This is a genomic window from Fusobacterium sp. (assembly GCF_032477075.1).
Taxonomy (GTDB): Bacteria; Fusobacteriota; Fusobacteriia; order Fusobacteriales; family Fusobacteriaceae; genus Fusobacterium_A.
In genome coordinates, this window is sequence record NZ_JAWDXO010000002.1 from 204,211 (window position 1) to 227,954 (window position 23,744).

Consider the following 23,744-nt stretch of genomic DNA (forward strand, 5'->3'; position numbering starts at 1 on the left):
AGTAAAAAGTAACTATAGGGGGTGTTATTGTGCTTTATACATCACAAATTAAAAATCTTGATTTATTTAAAATCAAAGATGATGCAGCAGACGAGATATTTTTGGGATGTGACCAAGAGTGGTATCTGGAAGAAATACAACGTCGTGCAGGTTGCGGTCCTACTACTGCAGCAATGCTTACACACTATTATAGATATATCAAAGAAAGCCCAGAAAAGCTTCCATGTATAAAAAGTTCTATGCTCTCTTTAATGAACGAGTTATGGAAATTTGTTACCCCTGGAAATAGAGGAATACCAACTACTGAAATATTCTGTGAAAAATTTAAAACTTATTTAAAAGAAAAAAATATGACAGTTAATTTATACACTCTTGATGTTCCTGAGCCTGATGAAGACAAGCCATCTTTTGAAACACTTTTAACATTTCTGTTAAAGGCTCTTTCAAAGGATAAGCCTGTAGCATTTTTAAATCTTTGTAGTGGAGAAGAACTCACTCTTGATAGATGGCATTGGGTACTTCTTGTCTCAATTGAATATGATAGAGAAAACAATATTTTACAGGCAATAATATATGATGAAAGTATTGAAAAAAAAGTAAATCTTGCCTTATGGCTTAAATCAACTACCCTTGGTGGTGGATTTGTATATATGGACTATTAGTTATATTAAAGAAAGTAAAAAGCTAAAATATATTTTATATTTCCTAGAATTAAATAGATTTAACTATTATAATAAGATAAATAATAGTTTTTCAATAATTATAGCAGTTAAAAATTTTAACTGCTATAATTACAAAAACCTAAAAATAAAACTACATATAATCGTCCAATTTTTAATTTATAAAAAATTATTAACAATATTCTTAATACATAGTTATTCTTAATTGATAAATTCTACACTTTTTATTTAATATAATATTCATAATAATCTGCTTGAAATTCTATTACAAAACCTAATTTCTTATATAAGCTATAAGCAGATACATTATCTGAATCTACATCAAGAAGAGCTTTACTTCCTTTTTCAAAAGCTTTTTTCAAAGCAAAATTCATTATTTCTTTTCCATATCCCTTTCTTTTGAAAAAATTTCTTATCCCTAATCCATAAAGAAAAACTCCATCTTTAATATAGTTCATATTAAAAATACCTATATTTTCTTTATTTAAATATCCTATATAAGCATCTCTATCAACTGATTTTATTACATTTTCTACAAAATTTATACTTGTTCCTTCAGGCATTTCAAATATCTCTTCTGTCATTTGAGAATAAATTCTTTTATTCTTTTCAGTAACTGTTTCAAACTTTAATCTTTTATTATCATTTTCTTCTTGAAAGCTTTCTTTTAGATAACTCATTGTATATTCTGATCTTACTAATTTTATTTTCCCAATTCTCTTTAAAACTTCTTTAGAACTTTTACTTTCAGGCTCAGTTACAAATAATATTTTAGGTATATCATTTTTTCTTAAAATTTCTACTGATTCTTCAAAAAGTTTTTTAAATATACCTTTTTTTCTATATTTAGGATGAGTAAAAGCTGATATTTCCCCTTCTTCTTTTGTAGGTAAAAAAGCTGTTAAAAAAGCAATTAGTTCTTCTTTTTCATAGCAAAGAAAAAAACAAGGAATTTCTTTATCAAAGTTTATTTCATTAGATAAAAAAACTTCTGCTTTAAGATTTTCAAACTTATTACAAATCTTTTGAAGATTAATAATCTTATTCTTCTGTTCTTCTGTAAGAATGTTTATTTTTTCTATTTTCAATTTTCCTCCTGTCAAAACATAAAACTTATATATTCTAAATCATTATATTACAATTACATCTAATATCATAATTTATTTTAAAATATAAATAAATTTTCTATTTTAATTTTGATAAAAAATTATTTTTATGCTATATTATAGAAATAACTTATTTTTAATTGAGGAGGGGAACCAATGAAAGATTTAGAAAAACTTTTTATTGATGACAAAGAGATCTATGATGCCATAGAAGCCGAGAAAAAAAGACAAAATGAAGGAATAGAACTTATCGCTTCGGAAAACTTTGTATCAGAGTCGATATTAGAAGCAGCTGGAAGCGTAATGACTAATAAATATGCTGAAGGTTACCCTGACAAAAGATACTATGGTGGATGCGAATGTGTAGATATAGCGGAAAAATTAGCAATTGAAAGAGCAAAAAAACTTTTTGATGTAAAATTTGTTAATGTACAGCCTCATTCTGGCTCTCAAGCTAACATGGGAGTTTATAAGGCACTTTTAAATATAGGAGATACTATCTTAGGAATGAAATTAGATCATGGTGGGCATTTAACTCATGGTAAAAATGTAAATTTTTCTGGAAAAGATTACAATGTTTATTCTTATAGTGTAAAAAAAGATGATGAATATATAGACTATGAAGAAGTTGAAAAACTTGCAATGGAAATTAAACCAAAACTCATTATTGCTGGTGCTAGTGCATATTCTAGAACAATAGACTTTAAAAAATTTAGAGAAATAGCTGATAAAGCTGGTGCTATACTTATGGTAGATATGGCTCACATAGCTGGTCTGGTTGCTGCTGGAGAACATCCAAGTCCTATTCCTTATGCTCATGTAGTTACTACAACTACTCACAAAACTTTAAGAGGTCCTCGTGGTGGAGTAATAATGACTAATGATGAAGAAATAGCTAAAAAAATAGATAAGGCTATTTTCCCTGGAATACAAGGTGGACCACTAATGCATATAATAGCTGCAAAAGCTGTTGCATTTAAACAAGCTCTTGAACCTAAATTTAAAGAGTATCAAAAACAGGTTGTTAAAAATGCTAAAGTATTGGCTGAAGTTTTAAATACTGGTGGATTAAGAGTAGTAAGTGGCGGAACTGATAATCATATGGTACTTATAGATGTAAAAGCTAATAAAAACCTTACTGGAGCTCAGGTAGAAAAAGCTTTAGGGAAAGCTGGAATTACAGTTAATAAAAATGGAATTCCATATGATACTGAAAAACCTATGGTTACAAGTGGTATAAGAATAGGTTCTCCCGCTATGACTACCAGAGGTATGAAAGAAGAAGAAATGAAACAAATTGCCAACTTTATTCTTCAGGTAGTAGATAATATAGATGATGATAAAAAATTAGCTGAAATTAAAGAACAAGTGAAGGAACTTTGTTTAAAATTTCCATTATACAACTAATTATATAAAAATAAAGGAGCTGTTATAAATTAGTTCATAATCACTAATTTATAACAACCCTTTTTATATTTTTAATTTTTTAATTTAGCTTTCAATAAACTCAACCCTAAAAAAATGTATATGCTTCCTGATATTTTACCCATTACTTTAGAAGCTCCAGATTTCTTAGCTATCACTCCTGCTGCTGAAGAAGCAAACAAAGCAAGAATTATTCCATATAAACTGCTTGTAATAAAAAAACTTAATCCTAACAGAAGAAATGGAATTACTCCATAATTGTTATTCACATCTATAAATTGCGGTAGAAAAGCAAGAAAAAACAAAGCTACTTTAGGATTTAAAACATTTGTTATCATTCCTTGAAAATAAACTTCCTTAAGTTTTTCTTTCTCTTTTTTTTCATCTTTCATAAACAAGATTTTTTTATCTAAAATAGTTTTAATTCCCATATAAATAAGATAAGCTGCTCCCGTATATTTAACAATATTAAATGCTGTTGCTGATTTTGCAAGTATAACTGACAGACCAAAAGCAGCCAATATTGTATGTACCAACACTCCAGTGGAAATTCCTAAAACTGATATTATACCAGTTTTTTTATCCTTAGACATAGATTTTGCCAAAATATACATGGTATCTGATCCAGGTGTAATATGCAATATTAAACATGATGTAAAAAAAACTGTATAGTTTATTATTCCAAACATTCTTTCTTCCCCTTAATATTTAATTTGTTTCTTCTATACTTTTTACATATTCAAATAATCTTTCTTCCAACCAGTAGGTTTTAGAGAACAATCTTGAAAAACCAACATGTCCTCCATATTTTGGCGTTTCTAATTCAATATAGTCATTTTCAGCCACTTCTTTATAAGGATAGCACTTTTTTGACATTATTGGGTCATCTAATGGCATTAATATAAGTGTTTTTTTCTTTATATTTGGTATAAAATTTATACTGCTTGTTTTTTCATAGTAATCTATAGCATCTAAATATCCATTTAATGGAGCTGTAAAAAGATTATCAAAATCTTCAATATCAACTACTCGTGATATAAGATTCATATTTATCCTAGTTGGATAAAGAAGAGCTTTTTGAGCTGCTTTTTCTTTTAATTTATTCACAAAGTATTTTCTATATATCATATTTCTAGGCTGTCTGAAAGCAACAGAATTTGAAACAAGATCACATGGTGGACATACTGCTATTCCACATAAAAGGTTTTCAGGATATATACTTCTTTCTCCCAAATATTTCAATACAAGATTAGCTCCTAAACTGAAACCTGCAATTACAAGTTTTTTATAATCTCTTGTTTTTTCAAGTACAGTTTCTAAATCGCAAGTCTGCCCCATATGATAAAAAGTGACTTTTTTATTCAATTCTCCACTACATCCTCTATAATTCATAGCCAGTACATCCCAGCCTCTTTCTGAAAAATATCTAGCAGTTCCTTGTATGTATTTACTTCTGGAACTTCCTTCTAGTCCATGGCATAATACTATTACTTTTTCATTATTATTTTTTATCCAGTCAATATCCAAAAAATCTTCATCTGGTGTTTTTATTCTTTCTCTGGTATAAGTTACATGTATTCTTCTAAAAAGAGTTGGAAAACAAGTATTTATATGCGCATTTTTAAAAATTAATGATGGTTTATATTCCAAATTTTTCCCCCTTGTTCAAATAAAACTTCTCAAAAACTTATCTAAGAAATCCTTGAATAAAATATTTTAACCTTTTAATTTTTATTCTCCCCCGAAAATAAAATCTAATTATTGTGTATTAACTTTTATACAATTTAATATGAAATTTTCCTTTTTTTTTTAATATTATTCAATTTTATATTTTAATATAAAATTATTAAAAATTTTATAACACTTATATTTATAAGTCAATCTTTTTTTATTTTCTTATAAAGTTTTTAATTAAATATTGACTTTTTTTATAGTTCACGGTATTGTAACTACATAGAAACATTTTTTATGTTTTATACTAATATTAAATGAGAGGATAATATGAAAAAAAGAAAATTATTTTTAATTCTCTTTCCACTTTTTTTAGGGATTGGAATTTATCTGCTCTACAGAAGCAGAGATCTCTTTTATTTCAAATTGATACATTCTACTTTTTTAAGTAAACCAATTTTGCATATAAGAGATTTTGCAAAATTATATAGAAAATTATTTTCTACTTGGGTAGTTTACTCACTTCCAGATGGCTTATGGCTTTTTTCTTTTGGAGCAGCTCTATTAACAGATAGAATATTTTACTATTACAACTTTATTGTATTTACGTGTATATATATCTGGATGGTAATTTTAGAATTTCTTCAATTATATTTTGGAGGACATGGAAGTATGATTGGAACTTTTGATGTTATGGATATACTATTTTTTACACTTGGGTATTTTTTTATTGTTCTAATATCTAAATATTATCACAAAAAAAATCTTCCTGATAAGTCTTTATTCACTATTGAAAATAAGAAAAAAGAAGTTATTTACAACATAAAAACTATAGCAATATTTACAATTTTAGGTAGTTTGCCTAGTCTTCTCTAAATTAAAGAGGTTAGTTAAGAAATATTTGTCTTGTTCTTTACTAACCTCTTGTTTTATTCACTTCTTAAAGCATCTACTGGATTAAGCTGAGCAGCCTTTTTAGCAGGCGTTACTCCAAATACTATTCCTATTGCTGTTGAGACTATTAATGAAGAAACTATGGAAATTGTAGAGAATATTGGCGGAATTTTTACAACAAAACCAATTCCTACCCCTAAAAGAATTCCTATAACTATCCCAAGTAATCCCCCCAGACCAGTTAAAATAATTGATTCCATCAAAAATTGTATCATTATATCTCCATTAGTTGCTCCAATTGCTTTTCTAATACCTATTTCTTTTGTTCTCTCTATTACACTAACCAACATTATATTCATTACTCCTATTCCACCAACAAAAAGAGATATACCAGCAACAAATGTAACAAATATATTTAAAGTGGATAATATATTATCAAAAGAGGCTGCAGCATTTGATTCAGCATTTACTTCATATAATTCTTCTATACCTGTTATATCAGCCATAAGTTTTTTAGCTTCAGTCATACTCTCAGCTAATTTCTCTGGATCGTTTCCTTCTACTATTAAAGATGTATATCCTCCTGACTGCAGATCAAAGAGTTTATCATATGTATTGAGAGGCATCCTTACAAATCTGGGAATTCTACGTCCCCCCATTATTTTTATCATCTGTTCTAAAGGATTCTTATATACTCCTACTATTTTATAAGTTATATCATTTCCTCTTCTCCCTTGTGAAAGTTCCACTGTCTGTCCAACAGCATTTTTTTCATTGGTAAAAAGAGCTCTAGCTGTAAGTTGGTCTATTGTTATAACTTTTTCACCACTTTCATATTCAAATGGAAGTATATTTCTTCCATAAACAATATTTACTTTATCTATCTCTTCAAAATCAGGAGTAGTTACATTAAGAAACATCATTTCTTTTCTTTCACCAATTTTTATTGCAAAATTGCTGCTTATTTTAGGACTAACAGCCTTAAATTTTCCACTTTCTTTTATTTTTTCTATAATAGAATCATCTAAAAGATATTTCCATCTAAATTCTTCATCTTGTTTATCAACAGATATTGTAAATTTTCCATATCCTCCTTCTTTAAGATTTCCTGTTATATTTTCCTGACCACCTTTTCCTATAGCAGACATAGTTATAACAGATGAAATTCCTATTATTATCCCAAGCATTGTAAGAAAAGATCTCATCTTATTTCCTTTAAGACTTTGAACAGCACTTTTTAAACTTTCTATAAAATTCATTCTGGCTCACCATCTCTTATTATTCTTCCATCTTTAAAGAGAAGTACTCTCTTAACATATCTTGCAACTTCTGGTTCATGGGTTACCACAATTATAGTTTTTCCTTGCTTATTAAAATCTGTAAATATCTCCATTATTTCTCTTTCAGATACACTATCAAGATTTCCTGTTGGTTCATCTGCAAGTATTATTGCTGGTTCATTCACTAAAGCTCTTGCTATTGCTACTCTTTGCTTTTGCCCTCCAGAAAGTTCATTAGGTTTATGGTGCATTCTATTTTCAAGTCCTACTTTTTTTAATACTTCTTTTGCCTTTTCTTCTCTTTCTTTTTTTCCTACTCCTGCATATATCAATGGAAGTTCTACATTCTCAAGAGCTGTTAGCTTTGATAAAAGATTAAATGATTGAAATACAAAACCTATTTTTACATTTCTTATTTTACATAATTCTTCATCTTTAATTTTTGATACATCTATACCATCCAAGATATATGTTCCCTCTGAATTTTTATCTAAACAGCCAAGTATATTCATCATTGTTGATTTTCCACTTCCACTGCTTCCCATTATAGCAACAAATTCTCCTTCTTTTATATGAAAGGATAAGTCTTTCAATGCATGAAGTTTCATTTCACCATTAATATAGTATTTGTTAAGATGTTCTACTTTTATCATGCCCTTCCAGCTCCTTTTTTCTCAGGATTTTTAAACTGAAGAAATACTTTGCTTCCCTCCTTTAAGCTTTCATCAGGAGTTGTTAATATATTTTCTCCAGCTTTCAGTCCATTTTTTACAACAATATCATCACCTTTAATATTTTCTACATCTATTATTCTTTTAGAAATCATTCCATCATCACTGCTTACAAAAACATAATATTTTCCACTTTCTTCAAGAATAGCTGTTTTAGGAATAAGTATTCCACTATCTCTTTGTTCTAAATATATTACAGCTGATACTTTAAATCCAGGAACTATATATGGAATAGCTTCATCAGGTTTTACTTCTACTTCCAAGACATTTTCTGATGTAGTTTCTGATACTTTTGATATTCTTGATATTTTTGTTATTACACCTGGATATGATTTTTTCTTTTCAAAAACTTCTGGTTTAATCATAAGTTTCTGACCGAGTTCTATATCTTTAACATCATATTCAGGTACTTCTAAAACAATTTTTATATCTGATAAATCAGCAATTTCCATAAGAGGAGAATCTGTATCAACCAGATAATTTTCTTGAGCAGTCAGAGATGTTATTGTTCCGCTTACTGGGCTTTCAATTTTTTCAGCTGTTTTAGAAAGATCTTCCATATACTCTTCTATATTTATTTCAATTTTTCTTATTTCTTCATTTAATTCTTTTACAGCATTATCAGAGCTTCCACCTATTTTATTTAATTCTATTTCCACCTTTATATCTCTTTTTAATTTAACTAGAGCCAATCTCTCTCTTTCTAATTTTCTCATAGTATTATTTCTTTCTGTTTCATCAAAAGTCATCAGCAGCTGACCTTTTTCTACATAATCCCCTTCTTGAATAAAAACTTCATCTACTTTTAGCTTTTTATCCACAAAGACTTTCTTAGTATCATTTGCAGCAACATTTCCATCAGCTTCTATATATCCTCTTCCCCCATTATCTTTAACTCTCAAAGCTGCATATGTTGATATATTTTTTTTAGTATCAATAGTTGTTCTATATCTTATAAATTCTACTCCTGCTACAATTACTATTAAAATTATTAAAAGTATTATTTTTATATCAAGCTTTCTTTTCATTATTCACCTCTGACCATGATTTCATATATGTATCCATTTAAAGTATTTATTGCTTTTTCTTTTGCTACTTCATAATCTAAATAATCATCAAAAGATTCCATCACATCTATATAATTAACTTTTCCTAAATTATATTCAAGCTTTCTTATATTGTATTTTGATAATTCCAATTCAGCTTTATTTTTATTTACTTCATATTCTTTCAAATAATTATAATAATTGTTCATAGCCTGTAATTTATCAGCCTCATTTTCATCTATTTTTTGCTTTAATGTCACATCCTGTTCCAGCAAGCTATTTTTTTCTTCTTCTAAATCAAGATTAAAATCAAATAATCTTTTTGAAAATTTTGCAACTACTCTATTTTCATCATACTTTGTACTATGTTCTACACCTAATGATATTTCTGGCATTTTATCATCATATTTTAAATATTTTAAATTTTCATTTGTAAGTTCTTTTTGATATTTAAGTTTATCTAAGTCTTTTACTCCATATTTTCTTAGTAATTCGCTGATATTCTTTTCTACAGGTGATATTTCTGCCAAAGAACTATTTCTTATATCAAATTTATACTCATAATAAAATCTTCCCTGTAATTTAATTAAATTGTCTTCTAAATTTTTTATTTCTATTTCAAGATTTCTTATACTATATTGAAGAGTATCTAATTCTATTTTTGCTATTGCTCCTAAATTAAAAGATTTTTTCATAGTATCTTCTTCTTTTTTTAAAGTAGTTAGTCCATTTTTCTTTATTTTAAGTTCAAGTTCATTTATTTTATAATCTCTATATAGATTAATAAGGTCTATTTTTTGAGTTTCCATATTTTTTTTGTGTGTCACTCTATCTATTTCTCTGCTTATTTCTAATTTATTGAGTTCGTTATCACTTTTGGAAAAAATAAGATCCTTCAAGCTTTTTTCAATACCAAAAGAAGCATAATCATCATCTGAGTTATAAGGTTTTGTTCCTTCAACATAAAAAGGTCCATAGCTTACTTTACCTGTAGTTTGTAAACTATCTTCTTGATCGCTGTATTCAGAAATTACTGAAGTTTCTACTCCATTAAAAGTATCCAACTTATAATATTTTTCTTTGGAATCATTTGTATTTTTCCTTATTTCATATATTTTATTCTGATAAGAAGTTCTTGATATTTCATCTAAAAGCATATCTAAATTTATCTCTTTCCCATAAGAAATAATTCCAAGAGAACAGTATATTACTAAAAAAAATTTCTTCATCCCTTTCTCCTTCTGTATTTTGTGTTTTATATTTAAGTATCTCACTTTTTTTTGTCCTAAATATGTCAAAATAAATCTTACCTATCTATTATATCAAATTTTTTATATTTTTCATCCTTTTATTTTGTACTTCAAATTTTTTTATTTTCTTTTTACAAATAAAAAAACTGACTGGAAATTAGACTAATTTGAGTTTCTCAAATAAAAATAGTTTTATAATTTATCCTTTTCAACAGTCAGCTCTATTTATCTTTATTTATTTTTTAAATTTTTCATTGTAGAGTAAAATACAGTTCCTAAAATAATTGTACCTCCAATTATTTCCTTTATCGAAGGAAATTCATTTAAAAGAAATATTGAAAACACTATTCCATATAAAGGCTCTAAGCTAGAAATTATTCCTGCAGTCTGTGTTTTTACGTTTTTTAAGCTACTAATAAAAAGTGTATGTGCTATCCCTGTAAATACTGTTCCCAAAAGCAGTAAAAGCAGTAATTCTTTTTCGCTAATTACAGGTTTTATAATAAAAAAGAAAGGTAATAGTATTATAAAAGATATAACTTGTTCATAGAAAGCTATAATTACTCCTTTATATTTCTTTACATATTTTCTATTTAATAGAGAAAGAACAGCATAGGAAAAACTGGAAATTATTCCAAATATTGCTCCCATAGTCATTTTATTTTCTACTTGAAAATCAGGTATAACAAAAAGTATTCCAATAAAAGTCATAAAAGCCAAACAAATATCTTTTTTTCTTAATTTTTCATGAAAGAAAAAAGGTTCCATAAATGTTACAAAAATTGGAAAAGTAGAAAATGTTAATAATCCTATTGCTACTGTTGAAAGTTTTATTCCTTGAAAAAAAGTACACCAATGTATTGCTAATACTGCTCCCATAAAAAAAATGCCTAATAAATCTTTTTTATTTTTCAATTTCAAGCTTTCCTTAGAAATATATATTCCAATCAAAAGAAATATACTTGAAAAAAATACCCTTCCTAAAACTATTATTATTGATGATTGTACAATAAATTTAGTAAATAAACCTGATATTCCAAATAGAAATACAGCAGCATGAAGTTGTAATAAAGATAAATTTTTATTGTCCATTTATTTTTCTCCATAATATTTTATACATATTTTACCATAAAACATCAAAATAAGCCTGATACAAAAGTACCAGGCTGTAAAATTATCTATTTTTTATTTTTGGAAAATATTTAGTATGTAAAAGTTCATGAGCTTTATGGCTTAATGGATAATCTAAATATTTATCATATATTGCTTTTACATATGGATTCTCATGAGATCTCCTAATTTTCATTCCTCTATCTATAGCATTAAGTCCTTCTGCTCTTTTTTCAAGTGTTTCTTGTTTTTTAACAGCTTTTGGCTGTCCTCCACCACCAATGCATCCCCCTTTGCATGCCATAATCTCAATAGCATGGAAAAATTCTTCTCCTGTTCTTATTTTATCAAGCATTTTTGCAGCTTCTTCTAATCCATGAGCAATACCTATTCTAAGTTCTATATGTCCTATAGTAAGTTCAGCTGTTCTAAACCCTTCCCAACCTCTTAATTCTTTAAATTCTATTTCATCAAGATGAGTTCCTGTTATCATTTCTATAGTACTTCTTGTTGCAGCTTCAATGACTCCTCCTGTTCTTCCAAAAATTATTCCTGCCCCTGAATATTCTCCTAATGGGTTATCAAATTCTTTTTCTTCTATATCCTTAAGATTGATCCCAGATTCTTTAAATATTTTTATAAGTTCTCTTGTAGAAATAACATAGTCAGTATCATAGTTGTCCCCTCTTGAGAATTCAGGTCTTGAGGCTTCATACTTTTTAGCAAGACATGGCATTATTCCAACTACTGATACTCTTTCCCTTACGTATCCTTTCTCTTTTGCCCAGATATCTTTTGCTATAGTAGAAAATATTTGCATTGGTGATTTTACAGAAGATGGAACATCAAGCATATCGGGGTAGCTTTGCTCAATAAATTTAACCCATGCTGGACAACAAGAAGTTAGTATAGGTAATCTTACTGTATCATCTCCTTTATAAAATCTTTCAAGTCTTTCTTGAAATTCAGTTGCCTCTTCCATTACAGTGATATCAGCAGCCCAAGTTGTATCGAATACATAATTTACACCTAATTTTTTAAGTGCACCTACCAGTTTTTTTTCAACATTTGTTCCAGCTTCAAATCCAAATGCCTCCCCAATAGCTACTCTTACTGCTGGAGCTACTTGCACTACAACTATTCTATTTGGTGTAGCCAAGTCTTTTAAAAGCTTCATTGTATGATCTCCTTCAAATATTGCTCCTACAGGGCAGGCAGCAACACATTGACCACAGTGAGTGCATCTACTAGTATCTAGTACATGTCTTTCTTTTATTTTTCCACTGATACATTTTACAGGACAGACTCTAGCACATGCAGTACATCCTATACATTTTTCAGTTATTCTGAATTTTAAAAGATGAATACATTGACCTGCAGCACATTTATGTTCTTCTATATGTTCTTCTATCTCTTCATAAAATTCTTCTATGCTTTCTAAAACAAGATTATGTCTTTGATTTAGTTCTGTCTTAATAGTTTCAGATAAACATCTAAGAAGATAGATATCTCTCATGTTTGCTTTTCCTTTAGATATTCTATCCAATATTCTCCATATTCTTTCTATTTCATTTTTTACTGATGTATATTCTATATATTCACTACGCTCTATTTTACTCATTAAAAATTCTACATAAAATTTAGCAAATGAGACAATGCAATCTTCTTCTGATAAAATAATGATATTTCTATCTATTCCTTCTGGAAATAGAGAAAAGTCAATGACTCTATCCAGGCTTTTTTTTGTAAGAAATCCTCCAAAAGGCAATCCAAATTGAGCAGCTTTAAAACTTTTTTTATTTTTAATTCCACCTGCTAATCCAATTACATCATTTAAAGTTGCATTTTCTGGTATTGCTATAACTCCTGGATTATTTACTCTACCAGCAACTACCACCATTCTGCTCCCACTATCAATGCCTTCTCTCTCTTCAATATCTTCAACTGTAGAAAATACTGATCCAAATGAACTTTGGAGAATAATATTTTTGCTTGTCATTTGACCTCCTGATATATTTTAAATTTATTTAGTTTCAAAAATTTGACTTAAGGTTCTATTAAATAGAACTTTATTTTGTAAAATATAGTTTAACTTTCATATGCTCATTAATATTCTATCAAAAAAAATATAAATTTCAAGTTATTTTTTTATTTTACAAAAAATCTTCATTTTAAAAAGATAATCCAATATTCTAGGCTAAATAAAAAGCAAAGAAATGTTTATTTTTTAACCAAAATAAAAAATATTTATTTTATGAATAAAATCTATTAATTTTATTGAATTCATTTTATAATACAACATTTAAAAGAGTTGTCAAAAAAACTACTATCATTATCTTTAGCATCAGCAGCTTTTGATATATAGGCATTTTTAATGTTTCAGCATAATGTTTTAAAGTAACATACCCTTTAAACTTTTTTTGATTATTTAAAAATAAGAAAGCATCAAAAGTTATTACAAGTAAAATAATATAGACCATATTCATAAAATCCTCCCTTTAAAAAAAGGCTGACTTACTCTGTCAGCCCCATTATTAACCTCTATAATAAATAGTCAGTCCTTTTAAAAAGTTTCTGATATATTTATCTCCACACTCTCTATAATTCTTATGATCTTCTTTTCTAAAAAGAGCACTTAACTCAGAAGATGATAATTCTAATCCTGCTAATTTAAATATTTTTAACATATCATCACTTCTAAATGAAAGAGCTATTTTTAATTTCTTGAGGATGATGTTATTTATATTATTTTTGTTTATTTTAACTGCTTGAACTGGTTCACCAGATTTTGGCTCCAGCTTACCTCTTTTTAAAATAATAAGTCCATCTAAAAATGCTTCTAGAACTTTATTGTTGCACTTTTCAAATCCTTCTTCATCTTCTTTTTTTAATAGATTCAATAATTCTTCATGATTAATTATACAACCTGCTGATTTAAATATTTCCAGCATTACAGAATCTTTTAAGTTCAATGCATATCTAACTCTTCTTAATATATCATTATTTATCATTTTTCCTCCAAATAATTCTTTTAATCTATAAAGCCATACTTCTGTAGATTTATTTATTCTTAATAATTGTACTCTATTTACTTATATTTGTCAATTTAGAATGATATTTTAGCAATATAAAAACTCAAGCTATGCAAACTTGAGTTTTAAATATTTTATTAATTTTTTTCTTCCTCTATTTCTTCTTCCCCATCATAATTCTCATTGTCTAATCCTTCTTTTTCATAGTCTTCTCTAGTATATCCGTTGAAGTCATATCCCTCTTGATTAAATCCATCTTTATCATATCCTTCAGGATCATATAAAGTATTAGTTACTTTATGTTTTCCAATACTTTTTCCCTCAATATAAAATCCTCTTTCATCAGTTTGAGTTCCACAAGCGCTCATAACTATCAATAAAAAAAATATACCAATTATTTTTTTCACAAAATCACTCCCTTATAATATCATTTAAGGAATTTCCCCACATACATATTACAATATTTATCAGGAAAAATCAAACATTATAAGTTAGTATTAAATATTTTAATAACATTTAAATAAAAATTAATATTCTATAACCCTAATTTTTTCTTTATACAGAATTTTTGATAATTTATTTATTTCTCTTGATTAATAAATAATTATATATAAAAAAGTTGTAGATTTAAATTTCTACAACTAAAAAATAAAGTATGCTATTATTATCTATTTTGAAAATTAATGGCGCTCCCAAGAGGAATCGAACCCCTAACCCTCTGATCCGAAGTCAGATGCTCTATCCGATTGAGCTATGGAAGCCTTTTTATCTATTTTATTTATTAATTTCTTTCATCTATTAGTTTAGCTGCTATTTTTCTTGCAATATTTTCTAATCTTTCCAAGTCTTCAGTTTTTGGAGTTCCTTTCACTTCTACAGATTCTGCTACTACTTCTATTCCTTTCAGACCACTAGCAAAAGCTTCTATTCCTCTTACTCCTCCACCACTCCACATCATAGTTCCAAATATTCCTAAATATCTATTTTTTAATCCATAATTTTCTAATTTATGAAGTAATGGTTGAACTTTAGGATAAACTGAATTGTTATGTGCACAAGAACCAATTACTAACCCTTTATATTTCCATATTTCAGCAACTATAAAAGAATGGTCTGTTTTGGAAGCATCATATATTTTTACTTCTTTTATTCCTTGAGCATTTAATTCTCTTCCTATAATTTCAGCCATTTTAGCTGTATTTCCATACATGCTTCCATAAACTATTACTACTCCCTCTTCTTCTGGAAGAAGCTGAGCCCAAGTACTATATAAAGATATAACTTTTGCTATGTCCTTTCTCCATATCAACCCATGAGAAGGACATATAAGTTTAATTTCAAATCCAGCAAGTTTTTTAATCGCACTAGTAACCTGTGCCCCATATTTTCCTACTATATTTGCATAATATCTTCTCATTTCATCAATATAAAAATCAAAATTTACTTCGTCATCAAATATTCCTCCATCTAGCGCTCCAAATCCTCCAAAAGCATCATTAGAAAAAAGAATTTTTTCAGTAATATCATAAGTTACCATTGATTCTGGCCAATGCACCATTGGTATCATAGCAAAAGTAAGCTTATGTTTTCCCAAATCCAATATATCTCCTTCTTTTATAGTAACAAAGTTTTCATCTGGAAATTCAATATTGAAAGCTCTAAGCATTCCTAAAGTTTTAGAATTTCCAACTATTTTTACATTTGGAAAAACTCTCAATACATCTTTTAAGCCACTTGAATGATCTGGTTCTACATGATTGATAACTATATAATCAAGATTTTTTCCATCAAGTCCCAACATCACTTTTTCAATATAAAGAGCTGAACTGCCAAATTCAACCGCATCTATAACACAAGTTTTTTCATCATTTATCAGATACGAATTATATGCAACTCCATATGGTAATGGCATATAGTTTTCAAATCTTTCAGTTTTTCTGTCATTAACACCTATCCATGATACATCATTTGTAACTTTAGTACAACAATACATTTCTTTCTTTTCCTCCTAATAAATTTATTTATTCAATAATTGATAATTAATATGAAGACATTCCTATTTTTCAAATTTTCTATATCCTGTTTTAAAATCTACTAAATTTTTCATAGGAGTTTTTTCATAAAAAGATTTAAGATTCTCAATAGAGATTTTTCTTATTCTTTCAAGTGTTTCCTTTAAATGATATCCTCCTGATACATGAGGTGTAAGTATCAGATTCTTAATATCCCATAATGGACTTTCTACTGGAAGTGGTTCTATATCTACTACATCCAATCCTGCTCCTCCCAATTTACCACTATTTAATGCTTCACACAAATCAGCAGTATGAACAGTACTTCCTCTTCCTACATTTAAAAGAATTGCTCCCGTTTTCATTTTTTGAAATTTCTGACTATTAAATAAGTTTTTAGTTTCTTTTGTTTCAGGCAATGATAAAGCTACGATATCAAATTCATGAAGTATATCATTAAGTTTATCTAATTGATATATATCTTCAAGATATTCAGGTATCTTACTTTTATTTCTTTTTATTCCGTATACTTTACTTCCAAGAGCATGCATTCTCATTGCAAACTCTCCTCCTATATCTCCCAAGCCTACAACTAATGTTTTTGAACCATATATAGAAGTAACAGGCCCTTCATCTCTCCATACATGCTCTTTTTGATTCATGTTATAAAGATTTAATTTTTTTTGCAAACTTAATAACATACTTAACATATGTTCTGCAATGGCAAGTCCATATGCCCCAGTAGAATTTGTTAATATAGTTCCTTCTAAAAGTATTCCTTCTTCAGTATATTGATTAGCTCCAGCACTATCAAGCTGTATCCATTTTAGATTTTTACTCCCTTTTACAGCTTCAACAGATACATTCCCTAAAATTATCTCTGCCTCTTGTACTATAGATCTTTCTGCTTTATCAGGTGTTAAATATATAACTTCAGTATCTGAAGCTATATTGGTTATTTTTCTTTTGTGCACCTCTTCCATTGGAATAGTAACTAATATTTTTCTTTCCATTCTTTCCTCCCGAATGCTATTCTATATCTCTTTACCTTATAACTTTCCATAATTCTAAAAAATAACCTTATATATATAATATTCGACTTATCAAAATATTTCAACTTTTTTATTAAATTTTTATAAAAAAGATATAAATTTTTCCAAAATAGAAAAATTTGTGATATATTTTTATAATTTTTTTAATTTCTGTAATTAAAGAACATTTAAGATTTGGAATGGGTTTGGTTATCTCTTCTTTTATTTTGCTCTTACTATTTTTTGAAATATTAATTCTAGCCTTTTCTAGTACTTTTCAGTAAATTATGATATAATTTCTTGAAGAAAATTCATATTCAGGAGGTACTTTTATGCATCCAGTTTTATTTACTATAGGTGGATTTGAAATCCGTTTTTATGGTTTAATGTATGCACTATCTTTCTTTATAGGGATAGAAATTGCAAAATATATGGCAAGAGAAAGAAATTTTAAAACAAGTATAATTGAAAATTACGCATTTATAGCTATGATTTCAGGTTTATTAGGTGGGAGATTATACTATGTAATGTTTAATTTAGATTATTACTTTTATCATCCATCTGAAATACTTGCAACTTGGCATGGTGGAATGGCTATACATGGTGGAATAATTGGTGGAATAATTGGTACTTTTGTCTATGCTAAAATTAAAAAACTAAATCCTTTAACTTTGGGAGATTATGCTGCTGCCCCTCTTTTGTTAGGACAGGCTCTTGGTCGTTTTGGAAATTTTATGAATGGAGAAATACACGGAGTTCCTACTTTTACTCCATGGAATATTATTTTTAGTATAAAACCAAAATTTTATGAATGGTATTCTTATTATACTTCTCTTCCAGCAATTGACAAAATGGATTTTAACACACTTGTTCCTTGGGGGTTGGTATTTCCTACCTCATCTCCTGCAGGAAGTGAATTTCCTAACATGGCACTGCATCCAGCTATGTTATATGAGCTTATATTAAATTTTGTTGGTTTTCTTTTTATCTGGTTTGTCCTCAGAAAAAGAGAAAATAAAGCTCCTGGATATATGTGGTGGTATTATATTATAATATATAGTGTAATCAGAATTTTTGTGAGCTTTTTCAGAGCTGAAGATCTCATGATTGCTAATATAAGAGCCCCTCATCTTGTAAGTTTTATTCTTATTATATTCTCAATAATTATGATAAAACTTGGTGAAAAGAAAACAACAAAATAATTTTTAAAATATCAAAAAAACTCTGATCTTAATTTTTAAGTCAGAGTTTTTTATTATATTTTAATACAGGAAAAAACCAGCTGTTCCACTCAATACCATCATTACTATTGGATTTATTTTAAATTTTCTTAATAAAAATATAGAAGTAATAAATATTCCTATTGCCACTATATTTATATTGATTTTCTCTATCTCTTCTAATTTTGATATTCCTCCAAAAGCCATTAAAATTATCGTACTGGCAGATGAGGCTATCAATCCTACTGATACTGCTCTTAAGCCACTAAGAATATTTAAAACAGTATTTATTTTTTTATATTTATTAAAAAAATTATATAACATTATAGATATTCCAAACCCAGAAATAACACATCCAAAAGTTGCAGTAATTGCTCCTGGTATTCCTGCTATTCTTATTCCTACAAATGTAGATGTATTCACAGCAAGTGGTCCTGGTGTCATTTGTGAAATAGTTATTATATCTGTAAATTCTTGAAATGTCAGCCATTTATGTATGTTTACAACTTGTTCCTGTATCAAAGGAATAGTAGCATATCCTCCTCCTATACTGAATAATCCTATCTGTAAAAAGCTTATCAATAATATCAAAATCAACCCCCACATATTTTTTCTCCTTTTTTCTTTTTTATCCATCCATCAATAAAACAAATTGCTGAACAAGATAAAATTATAAATATAACATTAATATGAAATACAAAACTAGCTACAAATGTTATTGGTATAATCAAAGACATTATTCTCTGTTTTTCTCTGAAAACAGCTCTGCTCATATCTATAACAATATCTACTATCAATGCTCCTACTCCTGCTTCCATTCCTTTTAATATTGATGAAATCATTTGATTATCTCTGAACATTAAATAATATACTGAAATCACTCCTAATATAATAAGTGGAGGGAATACTGCTGCTATACAGCTTATAATTGCTCCAATCATCCCTGCTGCCCTATAACCAGATAAAACTGAAAGATTGATAGCTATTGCTCCTGGAGAAGATTGCGCTATTGCAGCCATGTCCATTAATTCTTCATTATTAAAAAGTTTTTTTCTATCTACAAAATACTTTTTTATCATGGGAATGACTACATATCCTCCACCAAAAGTAAAAGCACTTATAAAAAAATTTATTCCAAAAAGCCATATCCAAATTTCTGTCTTGCTATTTTTCATTTTTCAACTCCTTTTCTATTCCTTATATTATATCAATTGATTTATAATAAATAAAATGTTATTATTTTATAAATAACATGATTTTTTAGTAATGATAAAAAAGGAGGATAAACTTTGAATATAAGGCATCTTCATATTTTTAAAGTTGTTTGTGAAGAAATGAATTTTACTCGAGCGGCAGAAAAATTATATATGACACAACCTGCTGTATCTCATGTAATAAATGATTTAGAAGAAGAAACAGGACATATTCTCTTCGATCGTATATCAAAAAAAATATATTTAACTGAAATGGGAAAAATTTTTTTAAGTAAGACTTTAAGAATTTTAGAGTTATATAATGATCTGGAAAATAATTTCTATAGTTCTGAAAAAGATATTCCTATACATATTGGTTCATGTATAACAATAGGTAATTTTTGGCTTCCATCTATTATAAAAAAATTTAAAGAAATTTATCCTGAAACTCCATTGAAAATAGAAATTGACAGTGCTGCTGTAATAGAAAAAATGCTTTTAGATAATAAGATAGAAACTGCTCTGATTGAAGGAGGAGTACAGAATGAAAATCTCATCAAGACACTCTTTTCTTCCTATGAAATAAGTGTAATATGTTCTACCAATCATCCTTTTTCTAAAAGAAAATCTATCTCTATTGAAGAACTTCTAAAAGAAAATCTTCTATTAAGAGAAAAAGGAAGTGCTATAAGAGATTGTTTTGATAATACTTTAGCTAGAAAAGATATCTTTGCTGTTCCTTCATGGACTAGTGTTAATTCTCAGGCATTGATACAGGGAGTTAAAAATAATCTTGGAATAACTGTTCTTCCGGATATATTAGTTAAAAATGAATTAGAAAAAAATGAATTGAAAAAACTTTTTATTAAAGATTTAAAATTAAAAAATAATAATTATATTGTTTATCATAAAGATAAATATATTTCAAAAACTATCTTTGCTTTTATTGAATTAATAAAAAAAATTGCTTTATAATAAAAACAGACTTAAAATTTCATTTAAGTCTGTTTTTATTAAATCTATTATTTCCAGCTTGACATTCTTCTATCCAGATCTTCTTTTGCTTCCTCCAGATCTTTCATCATACTTTCAAGAATTTCTTTTACTGTAGTTTTTTCATTTACCATAGCAGCAACTTGTCCTGCCATTACACTACCATTGTCAATATCTCCATCAACAACAGCAAGTCTTAATCTTCCTGTTCCCATTTGTTCAATTTCTTCTTTAGAAACTCCTTCTTTTTCTTTTTCTAGTATGAGTTTAGCAAATTTATTTTCAATAATTCTTACAGGATGTCCAGTATAATTTCCAGTTGTTACAGTTGATCTATCTTTAGCTTTCAATATAGCCTGTTTATAATTTTCATGTACTGTACACTCTTCAGCTACCAAAAACTTAGTTCCCACTTGTATACCACAGGCACCTAATGAAAGAGCTGCTAAAAATTGTTTTCCTCCTGCTATTCCACCTGCCGCTATTACAGGAATATCAATTTTTTCTACTACTTGAGGTACAAGAGCCATAGTTGTTATACTTCCTATATGTCCTCCACCTTCCATACCTTCTGCTATTACAGCATCTGCTCCAATTCTTTCCATTCTCTTAGCTAATGCTACTGAAGCCACTACTGGTAATACCTTTATTCCTGCTGCCTTTAATTTTTCCATATAAGGTCCTGGATTCCCTGCTCCTGTTGTCACTACTTGAACTTTTTCTTCTATACAAATGTTGATTTGTTCTTCTACATCTGCCATCATAAGCATTAAATTTACTCCAAATGGATTAGAAGTTATAGCTTTAGCTTTTTTGATTTCCTGTCTTAAAATATCACAAGGCATTCCTCCACCAGCAATGATTCCTAGACCTCCCTCTTTGGAAACGTGTCCAGCAAGATTTCCATTAGCAATCCATGCCATTGCCCCTTGTATGATTGGATATTTGATTCCAAGTAGTTTACAGATCTTGTTATTACTCATAAATCCTCCTAAAAATATAAATTATTCCTTGAATACTTTTTTAAATCTATCAAAAATTTCTTTAACTGAAAGTATTTCATTAATTTTCCACGCATCTCTTCCAGCAAAAAATATTCCTTCTTCATAATTTCCATCATGTGCCTTTACTAATCTTTCATTTACACAAAATTTATATGTACATTTTTTTAAACATCTATTACAATGTTTTGGTGGTTCTGTAGTTTCATTTAAAACTTTTTTTACATAAGGAGAGACAATAGCATTAGCTGGTAATCCAGCAGAACTCATCATTTCAACTACATCTCCTTCTTTGCAGTTAATATACATTTGTTTGAAAAAATCATCAACTTCACATTCTTCAGCAGCTATAAATCTGCTTCCCATTTGAATTCCATCTGCTCCTAATGCAAGCATTCTTTCTGCATCTTCAGGAGTTATTACTCCTCCAGCACCAAAAACAGGAATAGAAACATTCTCAGCAATTTCTCCAACTATATCCCATGAATCTTTTTCTGTTCCTAAGTGTCCACCAGCATTTCCACCTTCAACAACAATAGCATCTGCTCCCAATTTTTGAGAAATTTTAGCTAACTTAAGTGATGAAACTATTGGTATTATTTTTACCCCTGTCCCTTTAGCTACTTCAAATATATCTCTAGAAAATCCAGCACCAAATATTATAACATCAATGCCTGCTTCAATAGATACTTGTACCAACTCCATAAAATCAGTTGTAGCATACATAATATTCACACCTAATGCTCCACCTTTATTTACAATCATATCTTTAGCTCTTTTAATTTCTTTTTTTAGTTCATCTATTGATAATGCTGTTCCAGCAATTACTCCTATTCCACCCTCATTTGCAACAGCAGCAGCTAGTTTTGCCATTGATGCTCTGATTGCCATTCCACCTTGAATAATTGGGATGTTTATTTTTAAATCACCTATTGCTAACATTAACTTTACCTCCTAAATATATAAATAATTATTTTTAATTATAACATATGTAATATTATTAGTAAAGTATTATATAACAGGTGTTTTTTAAATGTCTTTTACTCTTAGGTTTTTCCTTAATCTAAGGAAGTTCTCAAGGTTTTCCAATGATGAGTTTATTATATATTTTTCAGGAAAGCTAGTGTTATTTAATAACCTTTCAGCTTGCTCAAAATTACCTATATCATAGGAAATATGCGAATCTGTTCCCAGTGAAACCATACAGCCATATTGTTTACACAACTCCAATATTTTTTGACAATTAGGTTCAGAACCTAATCTTGAAGAAACTAGAGATGAATTATTAAGCTCTATTGCTATATTTAATTCTTTAGCCTCTCTTACAACAGCTTCATAATCAATAGGAAATTGTGGATTTCCTAAATGTACTATTATATCTATTTTCTGTTTTCTCATGATATTGAGTACTGCTTTAGTATTTTTTTCTTTATTTCCTACTTCTCCATATGCTTCTACTGGGTGAAGTCCACAAAGAATTATATCCATTACATCATATACTCTTTGATTTATATCAAAATTTCCACAATCATCCACTAAATTAGCTTCTACTCCTCTGAGTATTTTCATTCCTTCTACTTCTCTAGGAATTACTTTCATATTTACCAAACTCCACCAATGAGGAGAATCTTGTAATGCTGGTCCATGATTAGTTATTGCAATAACTTTCATTCCTTTTTTTAAAGCAGAGTTTATATCTTCTTCTAATGTACTATAAGCATGTGGATTCACACTAGTATGTATATGTAAATCTATAAGATATGGCATCACTATCACTTCCTTTCGTTATATTATATCATAACTTTATTAGAGTTCAAAATAATTACAGTAGTTATATTTATAATTTTTTAATAAAAAAGTAATTTTTTTAATCAGATTTAAAAAATTGAGGATATAAAATAATAATTAAATAAAAAAATTAAAAATTTTTTCAAAAAATAAAAAAAACTTGGCAAGTACCTATCCTCCCAGGAGGCTTCCCTCCAAGTACTTTCAGCGTTTACGGGCTTAACTTCTGGGTTCGGTATGGGACCAGGTGTACCCCCGCAGCTATTCTTACCAAGCTGTGT

24 protein-coding genes, 1 tRNA gene and 1 rRNA gene are annotated in these 23,744 nt (G+C 28.2%); 5 read left to right on the forward strand and 21 right to left on the reverse strand.

Annotated features, from left to right (window positions below):
- The first annotated feature begins 29 nt into the window (after positions 1–29).
- Positions 30–662, forward strand: a complete 633-nt coding sequence (locus tag E6771_RS02115; RefSeq protein ID WP_316089338.1) for a hypothetical protein — start codon at positions 30–32, stop codon at positions 660–662.
- Positions 663–904: 242 nt separating this feature from the next.
- Here E6771_RS02115 and E6771_RS02120 read toward each other — a convergent pair whose 3' ends face one another.
- Positions 905–1,768 (reverse strand): GNAT family N-acetyltransferase, encoded by an 864-nt coding sequence (locus E6771_RS02120; protein ID WP_316089340.1) that lies wholly within the window; start codon positions 1,766–1,768, stop codon positions 905–907.
- A gap of 174 nt (positions 1,769–1,942) precedes the next feature.
- Between E6771_RS02120 and glyA the strand changes: the two genes are divergently transcribed.
- Positions 1,943–3,193, forward strand: a complete 1,251-nt coding sequence (gene glyA, locus E6771_RS02125; protein ID WP_316089344.1) for a serine hydroxymethyltransferase — start codon at positions 1,943–1,945, stop codon at positions 3,191–3,193.
- 71 nt (positions 3,194–3,264) lie between these two features.
- Here the strand turns inward: glyA and E6771_RS02130 are convergent, their stop codons facing one another.
- Positions 3,265–3,900, reverse strand: coding sequence for a LysE family translocator (locus tag E6771_RS02130; protein WP_316089346.1), 636 nt, complete (start codon positions 3,898–3,900; stop codon positions 3,265–3,267).
- Positions 3,901–3,919: 19 nt separating this feature from the next.
- Positions 3,920–4,861 carry a YheT family hydrolase gene (locus E6771_RS02135; RefSeq protein ID WP_316089348.1) on the reverse strand — a complete coding sequence of 314 codons (942 nt, stop codon included), beginning with the start codon at positions 4,859–4,861 and terminating at the stop codon, positions 3,920–3,922.
- 351 nt (positions 4,862–5,212) lie between these two features.
- On the opposite strand from E6771_RS02135, the gene E6771_RS02140 reads away from it, so the two are divergent.
- Positions 5,213–5,758, forward strand: coding sequence for a hypothetical protein (locus E6771_RS02140; protein WP_316089350.1), 546 nt, complete (start codon positions 5,213–5,215; stop codon positions 5,756–5,758).
- A 53-nt stretch (positions 5,759–5,811) separates the two neighbouring features.
- Here E6771_RS02140 and E6771_RS02145 read toward each other — a convergent pair whose 3' ends face one another.
- From E6771_RS02145 to E6771_RS02200, 12 genes are all read right to left on the reverse strand, one after another.
- Positions 5,812–7,035: an ABC transporter permease gene (locus tag E6771_RS02145; protein ID WP_316089352.1), complete on the reverse strand. Its 1,224-nt coding sequence runs from the start codon at positions 7,033–7,035 to the stop codon at positions 5,812–5,814.
- On the reverse strand, positions 7,032–7,709 hold the full coding sequence (locus E6771_RS02150; RefSeq protein ID WP_316089354.1) for an ABC transporter ATP-binding protein: 678 nt from the start codon (positions 7,707–7,709) through the stop codon (positions 7,032–7,034). The genes E6771_RS02145 and E6771_RS02150 overlap by 4 nt, the downstream gene beginning before the upstream one ends.
- On the reverse strand, positions 7,706–8,815 hold the full coding sequence (locus E6771_RS02155; protein WP_316089356.1) for an efflux RND transporter periplasmic adaptor subunit: 1,110 nt from the start codon (positions 8,813–8,815) through the stop codon (positions 7,706–7,708). The genes E6771_RS02150 and E6771_RS02155 overlap by 4 nt, the downstream gene beginning before the upstream one ends.
- Positions 8,815–10,062: a TolC family protein gene (locus E6771_RS02160; RefSeq protein ID WP_316089359.1), complete on the reverse strand. Its 1,248-nt coding sequence runs from the start codon at positions 10,060–10,062 to the stop codon at positions 8,815–8,817. Before E6771_RS02160 ends, E6771_RS02155 begins: the two co-directional genes overlap by 1 nt.
- Before the next feature lie 252 nt (positions 10,063–10,314).
- A complete protein-coding gene (locus E6771_RS02165) occupies positions 10,315–11,175 on the reverse strand; it encodes a DMT family transporter (RefSeq protein ID WP_316089360.1) in 861 nt (286 codons plus the stop codon).
- 82 nt (positions 11,176–11,257) lie between these two features.
- Complete coding sequence (locus tag E6771_RS02170; protein WP_316089362.1) at positions 11,258–13,192, reverse strand: [FeFe] hydrogenase, group A; 1,935 nt, start codon at positions 13,190–13,192, stop codon at positions 11,258–11,260.
- 289 nt (positions 13,193–13,481) lie between these two features.
- Positions 13,482–13,679 (reverse strand): hypothetical protein, encoded by a 198-nt coding sequence (locus E6771_RS02175; RefSeq protein ID WP_316089364.1) that lies wholly within the window; start codon positions 13,677–13,679, stop codon positions 13,482–13,484.
- Between the two features lie 48 nt (positions 13,680–13,727).
- Positions 13,728–14,204, reverse strand: a complete 477-nt coding sequence (locus E6771_RS02180; RefSeq protein ID WP_316089366.1) for a DUF1456 family protein — start codon at positions 14,202–14,204, stop codon at positions 13,728–13,730.
- A gap of 158 nt (positions 14,205–14,362) precedes the next feature.
- Positions 14,363–14,632, reverse strand: coding sequence for a hypothetical protein (locus E6771_RS02185; protein ID WP_316089368.1), 270 nt, complete (start codon positions 14,630–14,632; stop codon positions 14,363–14,365).
- A 277-nt stretch (positions 14,633–14,909) separates the two neighbouring features.
- Positions 14,910–14,986: transfer RNA gene (locus E6771_RS02190), tRNA-Arg, on the reverse strand.
- A 20-nt stretch (positions 14,987–15,006) separates the two neighbouring features.
- Complete coding sequence (locus tag E6771_RS02195; protein WP_316089370.1) at positions 15,007–16,218, reverse strand: FprA family A-type flavoprotein; 1,212 nt, start codon at positions 16,216–16,218, stop codon at positions 15,007–15,009.
- 63 nt (positions 16,219–16,281) lie between these two features.
- A complete protein-coding gene (locus E6771_RS02200) occupies positions 16,282–17,250 on the reverse strand; it encodes a D-2-hydroxyacid dehydrogenase (protein WP_316089372.1) in 969 nt (322 codons plus the stop codon).
- A gap of 350 nt (positions 17,251–17,600) precedes the next feature.
- Between E6771_RS02200 and lgt the strand changes: the two genes are divergently transcribed.
- On the forward strand, positions 17,601–18,470 hold the full coding sequence (gene lgt / locus E6771_RS02205) for a prolipoprotein diacylglyceryl transferase (RefSeq protein WP_316089374.1): 870 nt from the start codon (positions 17,601–17,603) through the stop codon (positions 18,468–18,470).
- 60 nt (positions 18,471–18,530) lie between these two features.
- On the opposite strand, the gene E6771_RS02210 is transcribed toward lgt, so the two are convergent.
- Positions 18,531–19,094, reverse strand: a complete 564-nt coding sequence (locus E6771_RS02210) for a chromate transporter (protein WP_316089375.1) — start codon at positions 19,092–19,094, stop codon at positions 18,531–18,533.
- Positions 19,082–19,663: a chromate transporter gene (locus E6771_RS02215; RefSeq protein WP_316089377.1), complete on the reverse strand. Its 582-nt coding sequence runs from the start codon at positions 19,661–19,663 to the stop codon at positions 19,082–19,084. The genes E6771_RS02210 and E6771_RS02215 overlap by 13 nt, the downstream gene beginning before the upstream one ends.
- A gap of 114 nt (positions 19,664–19,777) precedes the next feature.
- Here E6771_RS02215 and E6771_RS02220 point away from each other — a divergent pair, with 114 nt between their 5' ends.
- Complete coding sequence (locus tag E6771_RS02220) at positions 19,778–20,656, forward strand: LysR family transcriptional regulator (protein WP_316089378.1); 879 nt, start codon at positions 19,778–19,780, stop codon at positions 20,654–20,656.
- Positions 20,657–20,703: 47 nt separating this feature from the next.
- On the opposite strand, the gene E6771_RS02225 is transcribed toward E6771_RS02220, so the two are convergent.
- From E6771_RS02225 to rrf, 4 genes are all read right to left on the reverse strand, one after another.
- A complete protein-coding gene (locus E6771_RS02225) occupies positions 20,704–21,657 on the reverse strand; it encodes a DUF561 domain-containing protein (protein WP_316089380.1) in 954 nt (317 codons plus the stop codon).
- A gap of 21 nt (positions 21,658–21,678) precedes the next feature.
- Positions 21,679–22,617 carry a nitronate monooxygenase gene (locus E6771_RS02230; protein WP_316089382.1) on the reverse strand — a complete coding sequence of 313 codons (939 nt, stop codon included), beginning with the start codon at positions 22,615–22,617 and terminating at the stop codon, positions 21,679–21,681.
- Positions 22,618–22,704: 87 nt separating this feature from the next.
- Positions 22,705–23,442: a phosphatase gene (locus E6771_RS02235; RefSeq protein ID WP_316089384.1), complete on the reverse strand. Its 738-nt coding sequence runs from the start codon at positions 23,440–23,442 to the stop codon at positions 22,705–22,707.
- A 179-nt stretch (positions 23,443–23,621) separates the two neighbouring features.
- A 5S ribosomal RNA gene (gene rrf / locus E6771_RS02240) occupies positions 23,622–23,738 on the reverse strand.
- Positions 23,739–23,744: the final 6 nt, after the last annotated feature.

What these genes read in the sequence shown, in the direction of transcription:
- glyA (WP_316089344.1), top strand. Translation starts at nt 1,943, where the DNA reads ATGAAAGATTTAGAAAAACTTTTTATTGATGACAAAGAGATCTATGAT.
- E6771_RS02130 (WP_316089346.1), bottom strand. Translation starts at nt 3,900, where the DNA reads ATGTTTGGAATAATAAACTATACAGTTTTTTTTACATCATGTTTAATA.
- E6771_RS02140 (WP_316089350.1), top strand. Translation starts at nt 5,213, where the DNA reads ATGAAAAAAAGAAAATTATTTTTAATTCTCTTTCCACTTTTTTTAGGG.
- E6771_RS02145 (WP_316089352.1), bottom strand. Translation starts at nt 7,035, where the DNA reads ATGAATTTTATAGAAAGTTTAAAAAGTGCTGTTCAAAGTCTTAAAGGA.
- E6771_RS02150 (WP_316089354.1), bottom strand. Translation starts at nt 7,709, where the DNA reads ATGATAAAAGTAGAACATCTTAACAAATACTATATTAATGGTGAAATG.
- E6771_RS02155 (WP_316089356.1), bottom strand. Translation starts at nt 8,815, where the DNA reads ATGAAAAGAAAGCTTGATATAAAAATAATACTTTTAATAATTTTAATA.
- E6771_RS02160 (WP_316089359.1), bottom strand. Translation starts at nt 10,062, where the DNA reads ATGAAGAAATTTTTTTTAGTAATATACTGTTCTCTTGGAATTATTTCT.
- E6771_RS02165 (WP_316089360.1), bottom strand. Translation starts at nt 11,175, where the DNA reads ATGGACAATAAAAATTTATCTTTATTACAACTTCATGCTGCTGTATTT.
- E6771_RS02170 (WP_316089362.1), bottom strand. Translation starts at nt 13,192, where the DNA reads ATGACAAGCAAAAATATTATTCTCCAAAGTTCATTTGGATCAGTATTT.
- E6771_RS02175 (WP_316089364.1), bottom strand. Translation starts at nt 13,679, where the DNA reads ATGAATATGGTCTATATTATTTTACTTGTAATAACTTTTGATGCTTTC.
- E6771_RS02180 (WP_316089366.1), bottom strand. Translation starts at nt 14,204, where the DNA reads ATGATAAATAATGATATATTAAGAAGAGTTAGATATGCATTGAACTTA.
- E6771_RS02195 (WP_316089370.1), bottom strand. Translation starts at nt 16,218, where the DNA reads ATGTATTGTTGTACTAAAGTTACAAATGATGTATCATGGATAGGTGTT.
- E6771_RS02200 (WP_316089372.1), bottom strand. Translation starts at nt 17,250, where the DNA reads ATGGAAAGAAAAATATTAGTTACTATTCCAATGGAAGAGGTGCACAAA.
- lgt (WP_316089374.1), top strand. Translation starts at nt 17,601, where the DNA reads ATGCATCCAGTTTTATTTACTATAGGTGGATTTGAAATCCGTTTTTAT.
- E6771_RS02210 (WP_316089375.1), bottom strand. Translation starts at nt 19,094, where the DNA reads ATGTGGGGGTTGATTTTGATATTATTGATAAGCTTTTTACAGATAGGA.
- E6771_RS02215 (WP_316089377.1), bottom strand. Translation starts at nt 19,663, where the DNA reads ATGAAAAATAGCAAGACAGAAATTTGGATATGGCTTTTTGGAATAAAT.
- E6771_RS02225 (WP_316089380.1), bottom strand. Translation starts at nt 21,657, where the DNA reads ATGAGTAATAACAAGATCTGTAAACTACTTGGAATCAAATATCCAATC.
- E6771_RS02230 (WP_316089382.1), bottom strand. Translation starts at nt 22,617, where the DNA reads ATGTTAGCAATAGGTGATTTAAAAATAAACATCCCAATTATTCAAGGT.
- E6771_RS02235 (WP_316089384.1), bottom strand. Translation starts at nt 23,442, where the DNA reads ATGCCATATCTTATAGATTTACATATACATACTAGTGTGAATCCACAT.